This is a genomic window from Acaryochloris sp. IP29b_bin.148 (assembly GCF_028285565.1).
Classification (GTDB): Bacteria; Cyanobacteriota; Cyanobacteriia; order Thermosynechococcales; family Thermosynechococcaceae; genus Acaryochloris.
The window spans coordinates 19,545-36,956 of record NZ_JANQOY010000036.1 but is presented as its reverse complement, the minus strand read 5'-3'; the positions used below and the strand labels follow the sequence as shown (position 1 = coordinate 36,956).

The window sequence follows — 17,412 nt, the reverse complement described above, 5'->3', positions numbered from 1 at the left end:
AGAGGAGCGGCCTCCTGAGCGTAGGACATATTCTCAGCCTAGCTAAGAATAAGAGCGCTCCACTGCTGAATGGTTATTTCAGCCAGGCTGCACTAGCTGAAGCTCAAGGTGAAAGCTTAACTAGCTTGCTAGGTGAAGACGAAGCACAAACAGCTGAGAAGATAATTGAAGAAGTTAAAAATGAAGTGACCAGTAAGGTCAAAAGTAAAATTGCTGCTTTTGCAAAGGTCTTCGCTGAAAAAGCTCCTGAGGAACAAGCCAGCTTAAAACAGGAGTCAGAGGAACAAGGTGAAGTACTTAGCCATCAGCAGCATCATAGAGTCGAATGTCCTGCCTGTAAGTGCGTAGCTACGGTTCAAGGTGATACATATGGACGTGAGCAAATTGAGAACAAAGAAGATGAAGTAATTCTTAGACAGTCAGTTATCCCGACAAAGTTCTCATGTAAAGCTTGCGGTCTAAACTTGAACGGTTACAGTGAGCTGATAGCTGCAAATGTTGCCGATCATTTCACCTATCGTTTGCACTATACACCAGAAGATTTTTATGAGCTGGTAGACCCGAACGATAAAGAAGCCATGGATTCATATGCTGAAGATCATGGTTATTATAATTTTAGTAATGATTAAAGTACTAAAGCATTGCGCCAGCTTGTCCAGTACAACGCTTTGTTGGTGCTATTAACTTTTCTTGCAGTGGCACTGTTTAAACTTTTTGCCGCTTTTACACCAATAGGGTTCATTCTTTTTCGGCTGGAAGGATGGTAATAAATCTCCATCGATGCAAAACCATTTGCCGTGTTTTGTAGATAACGCGAGATCACTCGTGGAGTTGAGCCACAGTGTTCCCTTCTTGGTAAACCGCGAAAAACTCAACGACACCAGTTTTATCTTCAGTTTGACCAGCTTCGGTAGCGAGTATGTTTAAACCCAGCCAAGTCAGATTATTGGTAGTAGCAGCGATTAATTGTTGGGTATTAGGTTGACGGTGGTTTGGATGTTCGGTATTGAAAAAGTAATCGATATTTTTTAGGCAATAGGCCACGTAGCGAGATCGCATCAGTGTCTCAGCAGTAGGAGCAGGGCGAGACCCTTGTAGGTAAACTCCACAGCACTGCTTTAATAACTTTTGACTGCCACAGGGGCAAGGCATCAAGGCGTTGCGATCGCCAGAGATCAGCATGAATTAATTTCGATAGATAACGCTAGATCTTCAATCTCATAGGGTGAGTTAGGCAAAAGTCATAACATACCACCATCCATCATAGAAGCTATTTGCTCGCCAACCGCTCAGTGCCAAACTTTGCACCTGAACGGATACTTTGAGAGTTGATCTCAGGACTTTAATAAAGCCAAGGCTTCTTCACACCAGGAAATCACATCTACCTCATAGCGCATACCTTGACGTAGCGTTAAATACTGACACTTGGCCCCCCAAGATAATTGCTCTGGCTCAGCAAAATGCTGCTGCTCAATCTGCTGATAGATCTGCAACTGCTGCTCATGTTCTTGCTGGTAGCGACAGAGTTCTGCCAGCAATACCTCAGGCTCCACCAAATCTCCAGCAAACAGCTTTACGAGGATTTCTTCTTTAGTGCGGCTACTTTTACTAGGCTGAGCGATCCATTTGGCCATTTCCGCCTTGCCCATTTCAGTCAGGTGATAGCACTTTTTATCAGGACGCCCCGTTTGGGGAATCACTTCTCCTGTGATCCACTGCCGCTCCTCTAATCGGTTGAGTTCTCGATAGATCTGCTGATGACTCGCAGACCAAAAATGGCCGACCGAACCATCAAACCGCTTTGCCAACTCATAGCCACTGCAGGCTTGATCCGTCAAGGTTGCCAAGATTGCGTAGGAAAGACTCATATGCATTAATTGACATATTCAAATAATTGCATATAGTAAAAATATGCACTTTGTTGCATATTACATCGTCTGCGTTGCCTAGGAGACCCACCCATGATCACCCAGTCTCGTCCTCAACAATCTCAGCAACCTTGGTATGGCATGTTTGCCCAGGCTGCATCCGAATTTCCGACCACCTCATTACCGATCTTGTCTGGAGCCTTACCCAAAGACCTCAAAGGTTCTCTATATCGCAACGGGCCAGGTCGCCTAGAGCGAGGCGGACAACGAGTTGGCCATTGGTTCGACGGGGATGGCGCTGTATTAGCCGTGCATTTCGATAGCGCTCAAGCATCAGGCGTCTATCGCTATGTCCAAACCGCAGGCTATCAGGCCGAAGCACAGGCCGATCAATTCTTGATGGGAGGTTATGGCATGCTGCCCGCCGGATCCCTGTGGCGACGATTACGGCAGGGAGCAACCAAAAATGCTGCCAATACCTCTGTGCTGGCGCTTCCCGACAAGCTGTTGACCTTATGGGAAGGAGGACATCCCCATGCCCTGGACTTGACCACTTTGGAGACCCAAGGGCTAGACGACTTGGGATTCTTGGCCCCCGAGCAGTCCTTCTCCGCCCATCCCAAGCGGGATCCGATTAGCAGCGAAATCTATAACTTTGGCGTTAGCTATGGCAAGCAAGGTCATCTGCATGTTTATCGCTGCAATCCAGCAGGAGCCGTTCAGCGCCAAACCAAAATTCCGCTCCAGGGCTTGCCGATGATTCATGACTTTGTGATGGCAGGGCCTTACTTAATTTTTTGTATTTCTCCTGTCTTCCTCAATCCACTGCCCATGTTGGCCCAGCTCAAAAGCTATAGCGACTGCCTGCAGTGGAAGCCTCAGCAAGGCACTCAAATCTTAGTGATTGATCGCGAGTCCCTAGAAGTGGTCAGTCAAGGTGAAGCAGATCCCTGGTATCAATGGCACTTTGGTAATGGTTATGTGGATGACCGAGGATATGTCGTTATTGATGTCGTCCGCTATGCCGACTTCAACACCAACCAGTTCCTTAAGGAAGTGGCCAGTGGCCATCCCCATACTCAAGCTGAAGGACAGCTTTGGCGGCTACATCTCGATCCCCAAACGAGCCACGTATTGGAGACCTATAAACTGATGGACCGCACAGGCGAGTTTCCGGTCGTTGATCCCCACCGAGTGGGACAGGCACATCGTCACACCTATCTTTCTACTCGCCCCACCTCGGATATCACGACAGAGCTGTTCCGCGAGATTGTCAGCTTCGATCACGCTTCACAACAACTCAGCAGTGTGCAGATGGGCGATCAGGCTTACTGCAGTGAACCCATCTATGCCCCTGATCCCGATCACCCTGGGCAGGGCTGGATTCTGACCGTGGTCTATCAAGCTGCATCCCATACTAGTGAGGTGTGGATTTTGGCAGCCCATCGTCTCGAAGAAGGCCCGATTTGCCGCTTAGGGTTACCCAGTGTTGTCCCCATAGGATTTCATGGCACTTGGCTGCCGAGTTTGTAACCCCAAGCAAGAGGAGAGAGAAGCAAAGTACAATGCTACACACCTCAGCAATTCATCCTTTCGCCAAAAGTTTGTGAGATAGTAACTGAGGCCCGCAATCCTTTAAGTGCAAGTTTGTCTATGCCCAAATTCCCTTTGCGTCGGTCTAAAGTTCAAGCGGCTACCGAAGAGTCTCCTGGATTAGGCACATTTGCAGGCGTTTATACCCCCTCCCTGCTCACCATCCTGGGCGTGATTATGTACCTCCGCTTCGGCTGGGTGGTGGGTAATGTTGGCCTCTTTAATACCTTAGTGATTGTCACCTTAGCCACTTCGATCACCTTTTTGACGGCCCTGTCTATTTCTGCGATCGCAACCGATCAAGTCGTTCGCACAGGGGGAGCCTACTATATGATTAGCCGCTCCCTCGGCATTGAAACGGGTGGGGCCGTGGGGATTCCGCTATTTTTTGCCCAGGCTGTCTCAGTGGCCCTTTACACCATTGGTTTTGCCGAAAGTCTGGTTCGTATTTTTCCTAGCCTCAATCAAACGTTGGTGGCCGCCATTACCACCCTATTAGTGGCGGGTCTGGCCTTAAAGTCGGCTGATATTGCCATCAAAGCCCAATTTGGGATTATGGCGGCCATTATCTTATCCCTGATTTCCTTTGGATTTGGTCATGCCGTGCCACCGGAAACCGGAACAGACGCCATTCCTCAGGCCAAGAGTTTTTGGGAAGTCTTTGCCGTCTTTTTCCCAGCGGTCACGGGCATTATGGCGGGGGTCAGCATGTCCGGCGACCTCAAGGATTCGGCCCGGTCGATTCCGAAGGGAACCTTGGCGGCGGTGGGAACTGGCTATGTGATCTATATGGTATTGCCGATCCTGCTGACGATGCGAGCGGATTCAGCCACCCTGATGCAAGATCCCCTAGTGATGCGCAAGATTGCTTTTTGGGGAGATGCCATCTTATTAGGCGTCTGGGGCGCTACTCTTTCCAGCGCGATTGGCAGTATTTTAGGTGCACCCCGAGTCCTGCAGGCATTGGCGCGCGATCGCATCTTGCCTCGCAGTCTTCGCTGGCTGGGAATTGGCAGCGGCCCTACAGACGAACCCCGACTGGGCACGCTGTTTACCTTGGGGATTGCCTTAGCCGTGGTTTCCATTGGCGATCTCAATTTGATCGCCCCCGTCCTCAGTATGTTTTTCTTGACCACCTATATGGTCCTTAACGTGGCGGCTGGGGTGGAAAGCTTTCTTCAAAGCCCTTCTTTTCGTCCCACCTTCCGCATCCACTGGATTTTTTCCCTGATGGGTGCCCTGGGCTGTATTGCCGTTATGTTCTTAATCAACGGATTGGCAACCATTGTTGCGGCTCTGATTGTTTTGGCTATCTATTTATGGCTAGAGCGACAGCAGTTGGAAAGTGCTTGGGGCGATGTCCGTCGGGGGATATGGATGACTGTGGTCCGCAAGGGGCTGTTTCAAATTAGCAATGCTCCTGACCCCAAAAACTGGCGGCCCCATATTTTGGTGTTATCGGGCATACCGACGCGCCGATGGCATCTGGTCCAGGTGGCCTCTGCCCTCACCCACAACCGCGGACTGATTACCGTCTCTAGTGTTCTACCCGTGAAGGGCAGAGACATAGCCCAACAGACCACTATGGAAGCGATGGTGAAAGATTATTTGGATCGCAAAGGCGTGAAAGCCCTGGTCCGATTTGTGCGCGATAGCGATCCCTTTGGTGGAGCAGAACGGTTAGTGGAAGCTTATGGTCTAGGAGCGCTGGTTCCCAACACCATTTTGTTAGGCAATACGGAAAACGCAACGAGTCGCGATCGCTACTGCCAAATGATTGCTCATTTCCATCAGGCCCAGCGGAACGTCGCCATTCTCCGCTACCACGATACTCATCAAAACCGCTTTCCTAATTTTTGCCGTCGGATTGATGTCTGGTGGGGTGGTTTAAAAGGAAATGGTGGCTTGATGCTGATTCTGGCCGATTTGCTGCGGACCAGTATGGTGTGGCGGCAAACCGAAATTTGGCTTAAGCTCGTGGTCCCCGATCAGTCTGCGGCCCAGGCGGCTCAACGCAACCTGGATGATGTCGTCAAACGGCTGCGTATTCGTGCGGTTTCCCAAGTAATTATTGCCAATGAACGCCCCTTTGCCCAGATTTTAAAATCCTCCTCCAAAGGGGCTGACCTCGTTATTTTGGGAATGGCCCGTCCTGACGAAAAATTTAGCGAATATTACGAGAATTTACAGACCCGCACCTTGGGATTACCCACCACCCTCTTTGTTTTGGCGTCTCAGAATTTGGCCTTTGCCGACGTACTAGAGAAAGAATAATAATTCTCCCAGATCAGCTTTATATTTTTTCCCCTAGTTCTTCCCTCGGGGTTCTTGTAGAATGGCCAACTGAGGTGTCAGAAATAGGTTGATTCCGTTCTGCTCATCCCTGTGAACTTTCATTTTCCTATCCTCCTATGCCCAAGGTTCTTGTCTCGGATCCAATTGACCCCTCTGGCATTGACCTTTTGGGTCAAGTCGCCCAGGTCGATGTTAAAACCAAGCTGTCTCCAGAAGAATTAATCCAAATTATTCCTGAATACGACGCCCTGATGATTCGGTCGGGCACTCAAGTGACGGAAGCCGTGATTGAAGCAGCCACTCAGCTCAAAATTATTGGCCGAGCCGGGGTGGGCGTAGATAACGTTGACGTTCCGACCGCGACTCGCAAGGGAATTGTGGTCGTCAATTCCCCCGAAGGCAACACCATCGCGGCGGCGGAACATGCCTTAGCCTTAATGCTATCCCTCTCCCGCCATATCCCGGACGCCAACCAGTCTGTGAAAGCAGGCAAATGGGAACGCAAAAAATTTACCGGAGTAGAAGTCTATAAAAAGACCCTAGGCGTTGTGGGGTTGGGTAAAATCGGCTCCCATGTGGCGACAGTGGCTCGGGCTATGGGCATGAAGCTGCTGGCCTACGACCCCTTTTTATCTCAAGAACGGGCCGAGCAGTTGGGCTGTCGATTGGTGGAATTGGATTTCCTCTTCCAAGAATCAGATTACATTACGCTGCATTTGCCCAAAACGCCAGAAACTCAAAATTTGATTAATGCTGACACCCTCAGCAAAATGAAGCCCACGGCCCGCATTGTCAATTGCGCTCGGGGTGGCATTATCGATGAAGCCGCCCTGGGGAAAGCCCTAGAAGCAGGCCAAATTGCCGCTGCCGCCTTGGATGTCTATGCCAATGAACCCTTAGGCGACTCTCCCCTCTGTCATCTAGAGCAAGACATTATCTTGACCCCCCACCTAGGGGCCTCCACAGAAGAAGCCCAAACCAACGTGGCCATGGATGTCGCTGAGCAGATTCGGGATGTTCTACTGGGGTTACCGGCCCGTTCAGCCGTGAATATTCCAGGCTTGCGTCCCGATGTCCTGGAAAAACTCAAGCCCTATATGCTGTTAGCTGAAACTCTGGGCAATCTCGTGGGCCAACTGGCGGGCGGTCGGATTGAATCGCTAGACGTGCGCCTCCAAGGCGAACTGGCGTCCAATGATAGTCAACCGATTGTCGTTGCCGCCCTGAAAGGACTGCTATCCCCGGCCCTTAGAGAGCGGGTGAATTACGTCAATGCCGGGATTGAAGCCAAGGATCGAGGGATTCGGGTAGTGGAAACCCGTGATGCCTCAGTTCGCGATTATGCCGGATCCATCCACCTCTCCGCCAAGGGACCTTCGGAAACTCGGTCCGTAACAGGAGCCATCTTGGGTGAAGACGAGCTGCGGATTACCAATATTGATGACTTTCCGATCAACGTGGTGCCGACTCGCCATATGCTGCTGACGGTCCACCGGGATATGCCGGGAATTATTGGCCAAATTGGCTCTCAGCTCGGTAGTTTTAACGTCAATATTGCCAGTATGCAGGTAGGCCGCAAAATGGTACGGGGGTCTGCCGTGATGGTCCTCAGCCTTGATGATCCCTTACCAGAAGGGGTGCTCTCCGAAATCACGAATGTAGAAGGGATTCGGGATGCCTATATTGTGAATTTGCAATAATGGCCGATTCCCCTCACCCTCCGTCGGGCACGTCTGCAACGCTCCCCCCTAGTCAGTGGTGGGAAATTAAAGTGGTTGGCGTGCCCTTGCTGGATGATCTCGTGTTTTGGCGGCTCCAAGAGGAGGGCTGTCAGGGCACCGCGAGTCAAGTGGTTAATCAGGAATTGACCGTTTGTGGATATCTATCCTTAGATCGGGTCCAATCTCCTGATCTCGAACAGATTGCCGAACGCCTCCGTCAGGCTGCTCAATCCGTGGGGCAGCCTAACCCGGATATTAGCTGGCAACTGATTACCGAGGAAGACTGGGCGCATAATTGGCGAGACTATTGGCACCCGCAAGACGTTGGCGATCGCTTAGTGATTTACCCAGCTTGGATCGAGGTTCCCCAAGACTGCGAGCGTGTCCTGATCCGTCTCAATCCAGGTGTGGCCTTTGGGACAGGGGCACATGCGACGACCCAGCTTTGCCTACGGGCCTTAGAGCAACAGCTGACTCCGCCTTTACAGCAGCCTGTGACCCTTGCGGATATTGGGTGTGGCACGGGTATCCTTGCGATCGCAGCGCTGTTGCTAGGGGCAGACCAAGCCTATGCAGTGGATCTCGATCCTCTGGCGATGGGGGCAGCCGAGGCCAGTCGCGATCTCAATGGCATTACAGCGGATCAGCTATGGATTGCAGAGGGCAGTATTGACCAAGTTTCTCAACATATTCATCGGCCAGTTCAAGGGTTTTGCTGTAATATTTTGGCCCCTGTGATTCTCAAGTTAATTCCTCAATTTTTCGATATTACAGCACAGGGCAGTTGGGGGATTCTCAGTGGTATCCTGGACAGTCAAAAAACAATGATTATTGATGCGCTGTGCGCCCATAACTGGCAGATTCTTAACACTAACCATGAGCACGATTGGTGCAGCTTAACCATTCAAAGAAATTAAGTATTTTCAGCCCATCAGATGTTATTGCAGCTCAGTCCACTGTAAGGGTTTAATTGGGGTGTATAGGGGCACTCATTACAGCATAGACGAGCCCAAATATACAGCCTTACTCGCCTGGCTGGCAATTCTTACGAGCAGACGTAAGAGACATAGGCGACTTCACTTATCTGTCTGGGAAAAGATCTATTAATACGAAGTCTCAAAAACCGTTAATCTAGCCGCCTAAATGGGGCGACCTCGGTACATTCTTTGAGTTTTTTGGCTTGAAGAAGGTGCAGCCTGTTGAGACGGCTGTGCTGCTGGAGGTTGGGGAGCAGACGCCCCGCCGGCAAAGACTAATTTCTCACCCGCGACCACCACTTGTGAAGACTTGAGTAACTCGTTTAAAGTGGCCCATGTTTGCTCAGGGTTTGCTTGCAACCATGCTTCTCCCATTGCTGTTGCCTGAGGTCGAGGCACTTTATAGCGCATTTGCATAGCCACTAATACCTTAAGGCGCTCATCCATTGGAGTTTCCTTCAGACTATAAACTGGGGCATGGACAGACTGTAAACACAGTTTCTAACTGCTATCGACAACTTGTAGAGTAAGTGTTTCTAGCATGCCCATCGGTCTAGATAAATCTGACACTTTAGACACTTTAAAGGGTTGATTCTTCCTTTAGAAACACGTTTTTTTACATGCAGATCATGCATTTTAGACCTAAAATTGCATATCCATAAACATCTGTGTTCGATACACAATCACCCCTTCAAATAATCTCATATAAACCAACCTTTAATCTTATGGTTTGAAAAATATATCGATATGGCAGAACATCTGCCAGAAAGGGGCATACTCATCATGTGATTTGTCTAGTGATTAAGCTTGGGAGCATTAGTGACTCAATCACGCAGCACTGTGAAAGGTCGTTCCTTTCGACCGTACCTTCAGAAACAGCTGATTAAATGTCTAGTCTGGACCAAACGTTTGATGGTTACGTCTGCCCCAATGATGATTCCCTTGCTAGAGAAGCAACAAAAGGAGCTGTAAAGCACTCATGTCTGGATATTTAATGCCTAAACCCCCCCAACGGCCCCGTCGTCGCCGCACGATGCCCCGTTGGTCTATGCTCAAAAAGCCCATTTATCTCTACTTAACCGCAGCCATTGTGTTGGTCTGGAGTAGTGCAGCAGTCGCTCAAGAAGCCCCTTCCTCTGTCTTCTCTGGAGAGGCCAAAGTTGTAGCAGACACCATTTGGGTGCTATTTGCAGCGACTCTTGTATTTTTTATGAATGCTGGCTTCGCCATGCTGGAAACGGGACTGTGTCGCAGCAAAAATGCGGTGAACCTACTAGCCAAAAACTTAATCGTATTTGGTCTCGTGAGTCTGGCTTACTGGGCCGTGGGTTTTGGCATTATGTTTGGCGATGGGAATGAGTACTGGGGAAGTACGGGGTTCTTCCTGGGCGGGAATGACAACAGTCCTGCTATAGGTGAAGCCTATGATGGCGTGTTTACTGCTCTCAACTGGGTCGGTACACCGCTCCAGACAAAGTTTTTCTTTCAGCTGATGTTTGCAGGGACTGCCGCCACGATTGTGTCTGGTGCGATCGCAGAACGAGCCAAATTCGTCGCTTTCTTTATTTTTAGTATTTTGCTAACCTCCATCTGCTACCCCATGGTGGGTCACTGGGTTTGGGGCGGTGGCTTTTTACAAAAAATGGGCTTTTACGATTTTGCAGGTTCTACCGTTGTCCATATGGTAGGAGGATGGGCCGCTCTAGTCGGAGCTGTCTTAATTGGTCCTCGAACCTCCCGTTACTTTGAAGGCAAAAGTTATCCGATTCCAGGCCATAACCTCAGTATTGCCACGCTCGGCGGATTAATTTTGTGGTTGGGGTGGTTCGGGTTTAATGGCGGCAGCACCATGGCTGCTGACCCAGAAGCGATTAGCCATATTATTGTGGTGACCAACCTAGCGGGAGCGGCAGGTGGAGTTGCTGGTACCCTCACTGCTTGGATCTATTTTGGTAAGCCTGACTTAACCATGACCATTAACGGTATGCTAATTGGCTTGGTGAGCATCACGGCAGGCTGTGCCTTTGTGTCATCTGGCAGTGCCATTCTAATTGGTTTCATTGCTGGCATTGTGGTAGTTTTTGCCGTTGACATTTTTGATAACTTCAAAATTGACGACCCCGTCGGTGCCTTATCGGTGCATATGGTTGGGGGCTTCTGGGGCACTTTAGCCGTAGGCCTTTTCAGTGTTGGTCCAGAGACCTTTAGTTGGTATACCGAAAGTTCTGGCCCCGCTGCTGGTCTTTTTATCAGCGGTTCCTTTAGCCAAGTGGGAATCCAACTTGTAGGTCTTGCGGCTGTCAGCGCCTTTACAGCGCTGTTCAGCTATATTGTCTGGACTGCTCTCAAATATCTTTCAGGCATTCGTGTCTCCCTGGAAGACGAGAAACTCGGGTTGGACCTGAGCGAACATGCGATGGAAGCCTATCCTGGGTTCCTGGGAGATGAGCATCAATAAATAAATCCCCAACATTTGTATTGATATTTTGATTAAAGGACTGCCCATCTGAGCAGTCCTTTTTTAGGTTTGCTGTTGAATAGGAGGGTCATCGACTAAGCTCTTAGCAATGATCTTTGCTGAGCGTTCAACGTGACTGCCCCCACTTCCTCCAACTTCAATCGCCTTCATCCCCGCGTTCAACAGTGGATTGCTGGGCAAAAATGGCCTTCTCTCCGAGAAATTCAGGAACTGGCCATTCCGCCAATCTTGGCTGGGGATAAGGATGTGATCATTACTGCGGCTACTGCCCAAGGCAAAACAGAAGCGGCTTTCCTACCTATTTTTTCGCAACTGGTCGATCAACCTGCCAAAGGTATTCAGGTGATTGGCTTAGGGCCGCTCAAAGCGTTAATCAACGATCAGCACCGTCGTCTGTCGGCCATTGGCGATTGCCTGGATGTGCCCGTATGTCCCTGGCATGGTGATATTAGCTCTGGCCCTAAGCAACGCTTGCTTAAACAGCCTGCTGGCATGCTGCTGATTACCCCTGAATCTCTAGAGGCCTTATTTGTCCTACGAGGGCAAGAACTGGGCCGACTGTTTGCCTCGCTCTCCTACATCGTGATTGATGAAATGCATTCCTTTATCAGCATTGAGCGGGGGCGACAGCTCCAATCTCTGATGCAGCGGGTTGAACAGGTGGTTGGTCATCCCGTCCCCCGGATTGGCTTGAGTGCCACTTTGGGAGATATGTCTTTAGCAGCGGAGTTTCTACGTCCAGGGCAACAAGAACGAGTCCAGCTGGTCCAGTCCTTTGCCAAAGGCGATGAGCTAAAGCTACAGCTACGAGGCTATCGGTCAGCGCCCACTCCAGACCCGGAAGAGGAGGAGGATGAAACCATGCCGCCCCCCGATGCCCTGGAGATTGCTCAACACCTTTTCCAATCCCTGCGTGGGGAAAAGAATCTGATTTTTATTAACAGTCGTCGCCAGGTGGAGCGATATGCCGATCTTTTGCGCAATTTATCGGCAGAATACCGGGTGCCCAATGAGTTTATGCCCCATCATGGCAGCCTCTCCAAGGAGCTGCGGGCTGAGGCAGAAGAGGCCCTCAAGCGCGATCATCCCGTCAACGTTATTTGCACCATGACCTTAGAAATGGGAATTGATGTGGGCGCGGTTCAGTCCATTGCCCAGATTGGCCCCCCTAGCTCCGTGGCCAGTACCCGCCAGCGATTAGGACGCTCTGGCCGACGGGCAGGCGATCCGGCGATTATGCGGGTCTATGTATCGGTGTCTCAACTGGATGCCTACACCTCTCCTGAACAGGCGTTATATCCCGATTTAGTGCAAGCCATTGCCATTATCAATTTGCTGCTAGAGGGCTGGTATGAACCGCCGATTGCTGGACGTCTGCATATCTCCACCCTGATTCAACAACTGCTATCCAGCATTGCCCAACAGGGCGGTATTCGGGCCGATCAGGCTTGGCATGACTTTTGCGAAGCAGGCCCTTTCCAAGAAATGGAGCAGGGGCTGTTTATTAAGCTCTTGCGATGCTTAGGAGAACGCGATCTAATCCAGCAAAGCCAGGATGGCTTATTACTCTTGGGCCTAAAAGGAGAACGATTGGTCAATCACTACACCTTTTACACCGCTTTTTCCATCACCGAGGAGTACCGCATTAGCACCCCAGAGAATGTATTGGGGACCTTGCCCACGTCAATGCCCATTGCCGAAGAAATGGTATTGCTATTTGCGGGTCGGCGCTGGCAAGTCCAATCGGTAGATAGCGACAAGCAAGTGGTGATGGTGACTCCCGCAGATGGGGAAGGGCAAGCTCCCCGATTTGGGGGCAGCAGTGGTTTTGTCCATGATCGGGTGCGGCAAACCATGCGCGAGATTTACCGTTCCACAGATATGCCCGTTTACCTGGATGAAACGGCTCAAAAACTTTTAAAAGAAGCGAGAACTCAATTCCACGATTGTGGATTGGATCAGGAGTACATCGTGGGTGAAGATGAGCAGGTCTTGCTCTTCCCTTGGCGGGGCAGCTTAATCATGAATACCCTACAGATGTTGCTGTTGGATAGTGGCTTAAAGGCGAGTCAAGAGGGGCTAGCAATTAAGGTCAAGGGGGTAGAACCGGATGAGCTGATGCCCTATTTGCAGTCTTTGGTGAATCTAGGTCCTGCCAACCCACTCCGTCTAGCAGACGTGGTGCGAACGAAGCGTAGCGAAAAGTACGACTGGGTGCTGACGGACGAGTTATTGAACCATAACTATGTAGCCCGCTTTTTCGATCCTCAAGGAACCTGGGAAACGGTTTCAGAAATCTGTGGTAATATCGCTAGCTAGTTTTACATCAGCGACAAACATCAAGCAATTTGCAAGGTAGAAAAATTTTGATCAACTGACCAAAAATCAGTCTCCAAGAAAAGCGGTATAGCTACTTTAATTTAATTCAATATTTACATTTCTGTCTTTCTGATATCGTTTTAATTGGGAGCGTTTCACCTTTTCGAGAAAATATTCAGACTGCGCTCAAGCCCATTGATTTCGTAGTGGTTGAGGCATGTAAAACTAGAGATTTTATTTTCCTTTTCAAAAAGTGACACGCTCCCCTACAGTCTTGCCATCTTTACTCACCTAATTAATCATTTTATCTACCTTTGTTGGTCTCAACTCTCATGATTGTTACTAGTGTCATAGGTGATCATTTTCCCTCAAAGCTAGTACAGTAAAGATCACCTTAAAACCTTACGTGTACGACAAAAGTATCCAGAGGGAAATGACCACTTTTGACCCACAGTGATCATTTTTTATCTATGTATGAAGCTGTTAAGCCTAAGCGTTTTCGGGACGATACGGCTCTTCCCGAACGACATGGCTAACCTGCAACTTGTAAAAGAACAACGGCAAAAACCACTCAAGATGTTCTGGAGACTTAAAAACGTATATCGAAAGGAGCAAGGATACTATGAGCACTATGCCCGAAACAGTCCGCTGCAGGTACAAGGGACATTTGAGAATGAAGGCACATGACAACAATAAAAACCCATAAATGGTGGCGATCCAGAAAATATCAAAATTTAGGAAAAAATAGCTTACTAAGAATAACTGAAAGGCATGAATCGCGATAAAGGACATGTGCGCCTTAAACCCATTCCCTTTCCTGAAGTTCCAGCGTTTAGCTGTTGATGTCAGATTGGTGATTATACCGCCGACCATATCCAAGGCTAAAAAAGACGCAGCCAGGTATTGCCCTAAGCTCCAATTGTAATTTTTGTACAGACCAATTCCGACAACGATAGCGATAGCAACAATCGGTAAATATAACTGAAGGTTGATTTCTGCCTTTGTCGCACCAGGACCGATGATCCTATCAATCTGCCCACGCCAACCTTCCCGAAATGGGGGTAATTCCCAATCGATTCTCACATCCAGCTCATTTTGCGGTTGCATTTACTTCACTCCCAAAGCATCATAACAGTTGTTATGTTTCATATAACAACTGTTATGATATTCTGTCAATAGATGTAATTGTTTAGCTGCAAAAATCAATAATTCAACTAGTTTTTGAGTCCATATGCCCTATCAAGATCGTCGTCTTGAAGTCTCTGAAGCGGCTTGGCAAGTAATCGTCCGTGAAGGGTTAGACCGCACGAGTATGAGGGCGATTGCCCAGGAGATGGGGTGCACGACAGGGGTCGTAACCCATTACTTCCGTGATAAGCAAGAGCTGATTTTATTTGCGCTTAATCAAGTTACAGAACGCCTCAATACTGCGATAGCACAAGCAAGTGAGTCAGTGTCTGGAGCAGAACGATTGGTGTTCATGCTATCTGCATTTTTACCTTGCGATGTTGAACAAAAGGACACTCTTAGAGTGTGGTTGGCATTTTTAGGGTATGCCGTTGGACGGGAAAACCTCATGACTGAACATCAACGGAGTGCGACACGGCTGCGGGCTGTGCTCGTAAATGAGCTAAAAACATTGCAAACAGCTCATTTACTGCGACATGACGTTGATCCCACCCTTGAAGCGAATGCTTTACTGGCCCTGGTGAATGGGCTGAGCCTTGACTCGTTGATTCAAGCTAATTGTCTGACTATAGATCAGCAGAAACAAGCGATTCAACGATATGTGGATGGGTTGCTTATTGACAAGCTCGGATCAACCCATGCAGGGTGCCTGAATAATGGCTAGCGACTACTCTGTTCACTATCCGGTGAGATGCTTATTTTGGTCAATTCAGTTTAGCTCAGGTGATTGCTGACGTTATCTCCTAGTCTTATCAAAGATTATTCAATATACAGAATGTAGTTTTGCTGAATTCGCTGTAAGTCATATGTAAAGGAATTTCTAGGCTAATCTAGCAAGGGCTAGTGAGAAATGCAGGTTTAAACCCCTAAAATTTCAAAACGATTGACTTCCAAGACAGGGCCAATCATAGCAATGGTCATCACATCATCCCGAACTTGCCCCATCACTTTCACAGACAGACCCGCTTGTTGCAACTCCTGGGGAGGGTCCAATAGTTCATAGGTCACATCGCGGGTCGTCAAGGCCCAGACTCCCATTCCAAAGCTTTGATAAGCAATCGTTCCTTCAGCTTCTATACTCATACCGATCGCGTCTCAGTTTTGGCAGATAAATAGACCAAAACTAAGCATAACAAAGCATTAACCCCTAAAAATCCACGGGCCAGCGCCGCACTCCCTAACCACATCACTTGGGGGGCGATAAACGCACTGACTGCCAGACAGGCAGTCATGCCTACCCCACTGCCCAAGGCGAACCATCGCCATTGCGGATGGCTAAGCAGCAAAATAATCAGGCCAAAGGCAATCAACACATTAGCCGTCAAGGGGTTCAGAGCATTCGTTCCTGAAAACGCACCCCCCAATTCTGGTAAAGAACTTCCCAACACCCGGAGGGGCCAGTGAGGCAGATCTACCAGATGGAAACATCGGAGAATAAATAAGCCCACACTCCCGAGCACCAAGCCCACTATCATCGACCCATTCCAAGGCAAGCGCAACAGCCAAGCCAACACCGCAGCCGTAGCCAGCATCAGCAGCTTTTGCCCCCAATTCACCGCTCTAGCATCGAACCAGAATCGCGGTCCCAGGAATAGACCATTGCGTAACCAGCCCATAAATCCTTCAAAGCCAAAACTCTTCCGCAGAGCTAAGCTCACCGCATCGCCAGCATTCAATCGCCCCGTTCCAAAGTAGTTGGCAGCGTCGTCTTTGACCGCTGTAGCGGATTGTTGGAGGATCTGTTCAATTTGATCAGGATTTTGGATGCCAATCGATCGAATCAAGGCCGCCACCCCAGCCACATGAGGAGCAGCCATACTTGTCCCTTGAAATGCGGCAAAAATCGAGGAGCCATCCCGAGGGTTAATCGTATTTTGCAAAATACCGCCCAGACTATCATTGCCAGCCAGAGATCCGCCAGGAGCCGAGATATCAACTCCAGCGCCGTAATTGGAGTAAGGGGCTTTTTGGCCAGCCCGATCAAGCGCCGCCACCCCAATCACATGGGGATAACGCGCCGGGTATTCCACGGCGCTACGAGCCGCGTTGCCTGCAGCAGCAACGATCACAGTTCCTTGGCGATGGGCATGTTCAATCGCTTCCTGCATCAGCTCGCTTGCACCGCCGCCGCCTAAGCTCATATTGATCACATCAGCACCGTTATCCGCAGCAAACCGAATCGCCTCCGCAATATCCGCAACAGTGCCACCGCCACTACGACTCAACACCTTTAAGGGCATCAGTTGGGCCTCATAGGCAATGCCTGCCACACCAAAGTTGTTATTCGTGGATTGGGCAATTGTACCAGCGACATGGGTGCCATGACCGTGATCATCAGTAGCCTCTGGGCGATCATTGACAAAGTCATAGCCTGCCACCAGGCGTGTGCGTTTCAAATCGGCGACAGGGGCAATGCCTGTATCAATCACCGCAACTGTTGTGCCCTGCCCCCGGCTCGCTTGCCAAGCCGATTCCATATTGATGTTTTTGAGATTCCACTGCTTACCGTAGTCTGGATCGTTGGGAACCCATGAGGCTTGATAAACATAGTTCGGCTCCACCGATTCCGTGAACTGGCGGAGGTCGGACTGTTTGAGGGCGGCCAGGCGTTGGGCATCCCCTTCGGCAATAAAGACATGATCTGCCTGCGAGAACTGACTGTTATAGCGAACGTCAACGCGAAATTGCTCAGACAACGCGTTGACCTTGTCTTCAATCTCTGCCGTACTCAGTGCTTCACTAAAATCCAATACTAAGGAGTCATATTTGCCTTGAGCAGACAACCCCTGAAAGTTGGCGATGGCCCAACTGAAGCCCACGATAAACAACAGCAGCAGCAGCCATTTTTTCATATTAAATCCTTAGAAAATGGGTTGTTCTAAAACCAGCTATAATTCCCTACGTTCTGACGGCTAGGAATAACTGAGGTCTGATGGATACAGGGAAGGGAACGACAATGCAACCGCAACGGT

15 protein-coding genes are annotated in these 17,412 nt (G+C 49.5%); 8 read left to right on the top strand and 7 right to left on the bottom strand.

The genetic code is table 11. The annotated features are described in order from the left end of the window. On the top strand, positions 1 to 629 hold a 629-nt coding region (locus tag Q0986_RS03910; RefSeq protein WP_299404224.1), incomplete at its 5' end, for a hypothetical protein. 51 nt (positions 630 to 680) lie between these two features. Here the strand turns inward: Q0986_RS03910 and Q0986_RS22880 are convergent. The 3 genes from Q0986_RS22880 to Q0986_RS03900 all read right to left on the bottom strand — a co-directional run bounded on the left by Q0986_RS22880 (position 681) and on the right by Q0986_RS03900 (position 1,868). Further along, positions 681 to 881, bottom strand: coding sequence for an SEC-C metal-binding domain-containing protein (locus Q0986_RS22880; RefSeq protein ID WP_366918508.1), 201 nt, complete (start codon positions 879 to 881; stop codon positions 681 to 683). Beyond that, positions 820 to 1,182 carry a YchJ family metal-binding protein gene (locus Q0986_RS03905; RefSeq protein ID WP_299404220.1) on the bottom strand — a complete coding sequence of 121 codons (363 nt, stop codon included), beginning with the start codon at positions 1,180 to 1,182 and terminating at the stop codon, positions 820 to 822. The genes Q0986_RS22880 and Q0986_RS03905 overlap by 62 nt, the downstream gene beginning before the upstream one ends. A gap of 152 nt (positions 1,183 to 1,334) precedes the next feature. Continuing rightward, entirely contained in the window at positions 1,335 to 1,868 is a 534-nt protein-coding gene (locus Q0986_RS03900) for a PadR family transcriptional regulator (RefSeq protein ID WP_299404216.1), read from the bottom strand. Positions 1,869 to 1,961: 93 nt separating this feature from the next. On the opposite strand from Q0986_RS03900, the gene Q0986_RS03895 reads away from it, so the two are divergent. The 4 genes from Q0986_RS03895 to prmA all read left to right on the top strand — a co-directional run bounded on the left by Q0986_RS03895 (position 1,962) and on the right by prmA (position 8,394). After that, positions 1,962 to 3,401 (top strand): carotenoid oxygenase family protein, encoded by a 1,440-nt coding sequence (locus Q0986_RS03895; RefSeq protein WP_299404212.1) that lies wholly within the window; start codon positions 1,962 to 1,964, stop codon positions 3,399 to 3,401. A 120-nt stretch (positions 3,402 to 3,521) separates the two neighbouring features. Next, positions 3,522 to 5,735 (top strand): Na-K-Cl cotransporter, encoded by a 2,214-nt coding sequence (locus tag Q0986_RS03890; protein WP_299404209.1) that lies wholly within the window; start codon positions 3,522 to 3,524, stop codon positions 5,733 to 5,735. Positions 5,736 to 5,872: 137 nt separating this feature from the next. Further along, positions 5,873 to 7,456, top strand: a complete 1,584-nt coding sequence (serA, locus tag Q0986_RS03885; RefSeq protein WP_299404206.1) for a phosphoglycerate dehydrogenase — start codon at positions 5,873 to 5,875, stop codon at positions 7,454 to 7,456. Next, positions 7,456 to 8,394, top strand: coding sequence for a 50S ribosomal protein L11 methyltransferase (prmA, locus tag Q0986_RS03880; RefSeq protein ID WP_299404201.1), 939 nt, complete (start codon positions 7,456 to 7,458; stop codon positions 8,392 to 8,394). Before serA ends, prmA begins: the two co-directional genes overlap by 1 nt. A gap of 222 nt (positions 8,395 to 8,616) precedes the next feature. On the opposite strand, the gene Q0986_RS03875 is transcribed toward prmA, so the two are convergent. Continuing rightward, positions 8,617 to 8,901: a hypothetical protein gene (locus Q0986_RS03875; RefSeq protein WP_299404197.1), complete on the bottom strand. Its 285-nt coding sequence runs from the start codon at positions 8,899 to 8,901 to the stop codon at positions 8,617 to 8,619. 586 nt (positions 8,902 to 9,487) lie between these two features. Between Q0986_RS03875 and Q0986_RS03870 the strand changes: the two genes are divergently transcribed. Then, on the top strand, positions 9,488 to 10,912 hold the full coding sequence (locus tag Q0986_RS03870) for an ammonium transporter (protein WP_366918510.1): 1,425 nt from the start codon (positions 9,488 to 9,490) through the stop codon (positions 10,910 to 10,912). A 132-nt stretch (positions 10,913 to 11,044) separates the two neighbouring features. Further along, the gene (locus Q0986_RS03865) at positions 11,045 to 13,252 is read left to right on the top strand and encodes a DEAD/DEAH box helicase (protein WP_299404191.1); all 2,208 of its coding nucleotides are present in this window, start codon (positions 11,045 to 11,047) and stop codon (positions 13,250 to 13,252) included. A 489-nt stretch (positions 13,253 to 13,741) separates the two neighbouring features. Here the strand turns inward: Q0986_RS03865 and Q0986_RS03860 are convergent, their stop codons facing one another. After that, entirely contained in the window at positions 13,742 to 14,335 is a 594-nt protein-coding gene (locus tag Q0986_RS03860) for a hypothetical protein (RefSeq protein WP_366918509.1), read from the bottom strand. 148 nt (positions 14,336 to 14,483) lie between these two features. Between Q0986_RS03860 and Q0986_RS03855 the strand changes: the two genes are divergently transcribed. After that, positions 14,484 to 15,104 carry a TetR/AcrR family transcriptional regulator gene (locus Q0986_RS03855; RefSeq protein WP_299404185.1) on the top strand — a complete coding sequence of 207 codons (621 nt, stop codon included), beginning with the start codon at positions 14,484 to 14,486 and terminating at the stop codon, positions 15,102 to 15,104. A gap of 194 nt (positions 15,105 to 15,298) precedes the next feature. Here Q0986_RS03855 and Q0986_RS03850 read toward each other — a convergent pair whose 3' ends face one another. Continuing rightward, on the bottom strand, positions 15,299 to 15,523 hold the full coding sequence (locus Q0986_RS03850) for a hypothetical protein (protein ID WP_299404181.1): 225 nt from the start codon (positions 15,521 to 15,523) through the stop codon (positions 15,299 to 15,301). Continuing rightward, positions 15,520 to 17,292 (bottom strand): DUF5942 domain-containing protein, encoded by a 1,773-nt coding sequence (locus Q0986_RS03845; RefSeq protein WP_299404178.1) that lies wholly within the window; start codon positions 17,290 to 17,292, stop codon positions 15,520 to 15,522. The genes Q0986_RS03850 and Q0986_RS03845 overlap by 4 nt, the downstream gene beginning before the upstream one ends. Between the last annotated feature and the right edge of the window lie 120 nt (positions 17,293 to 17,412).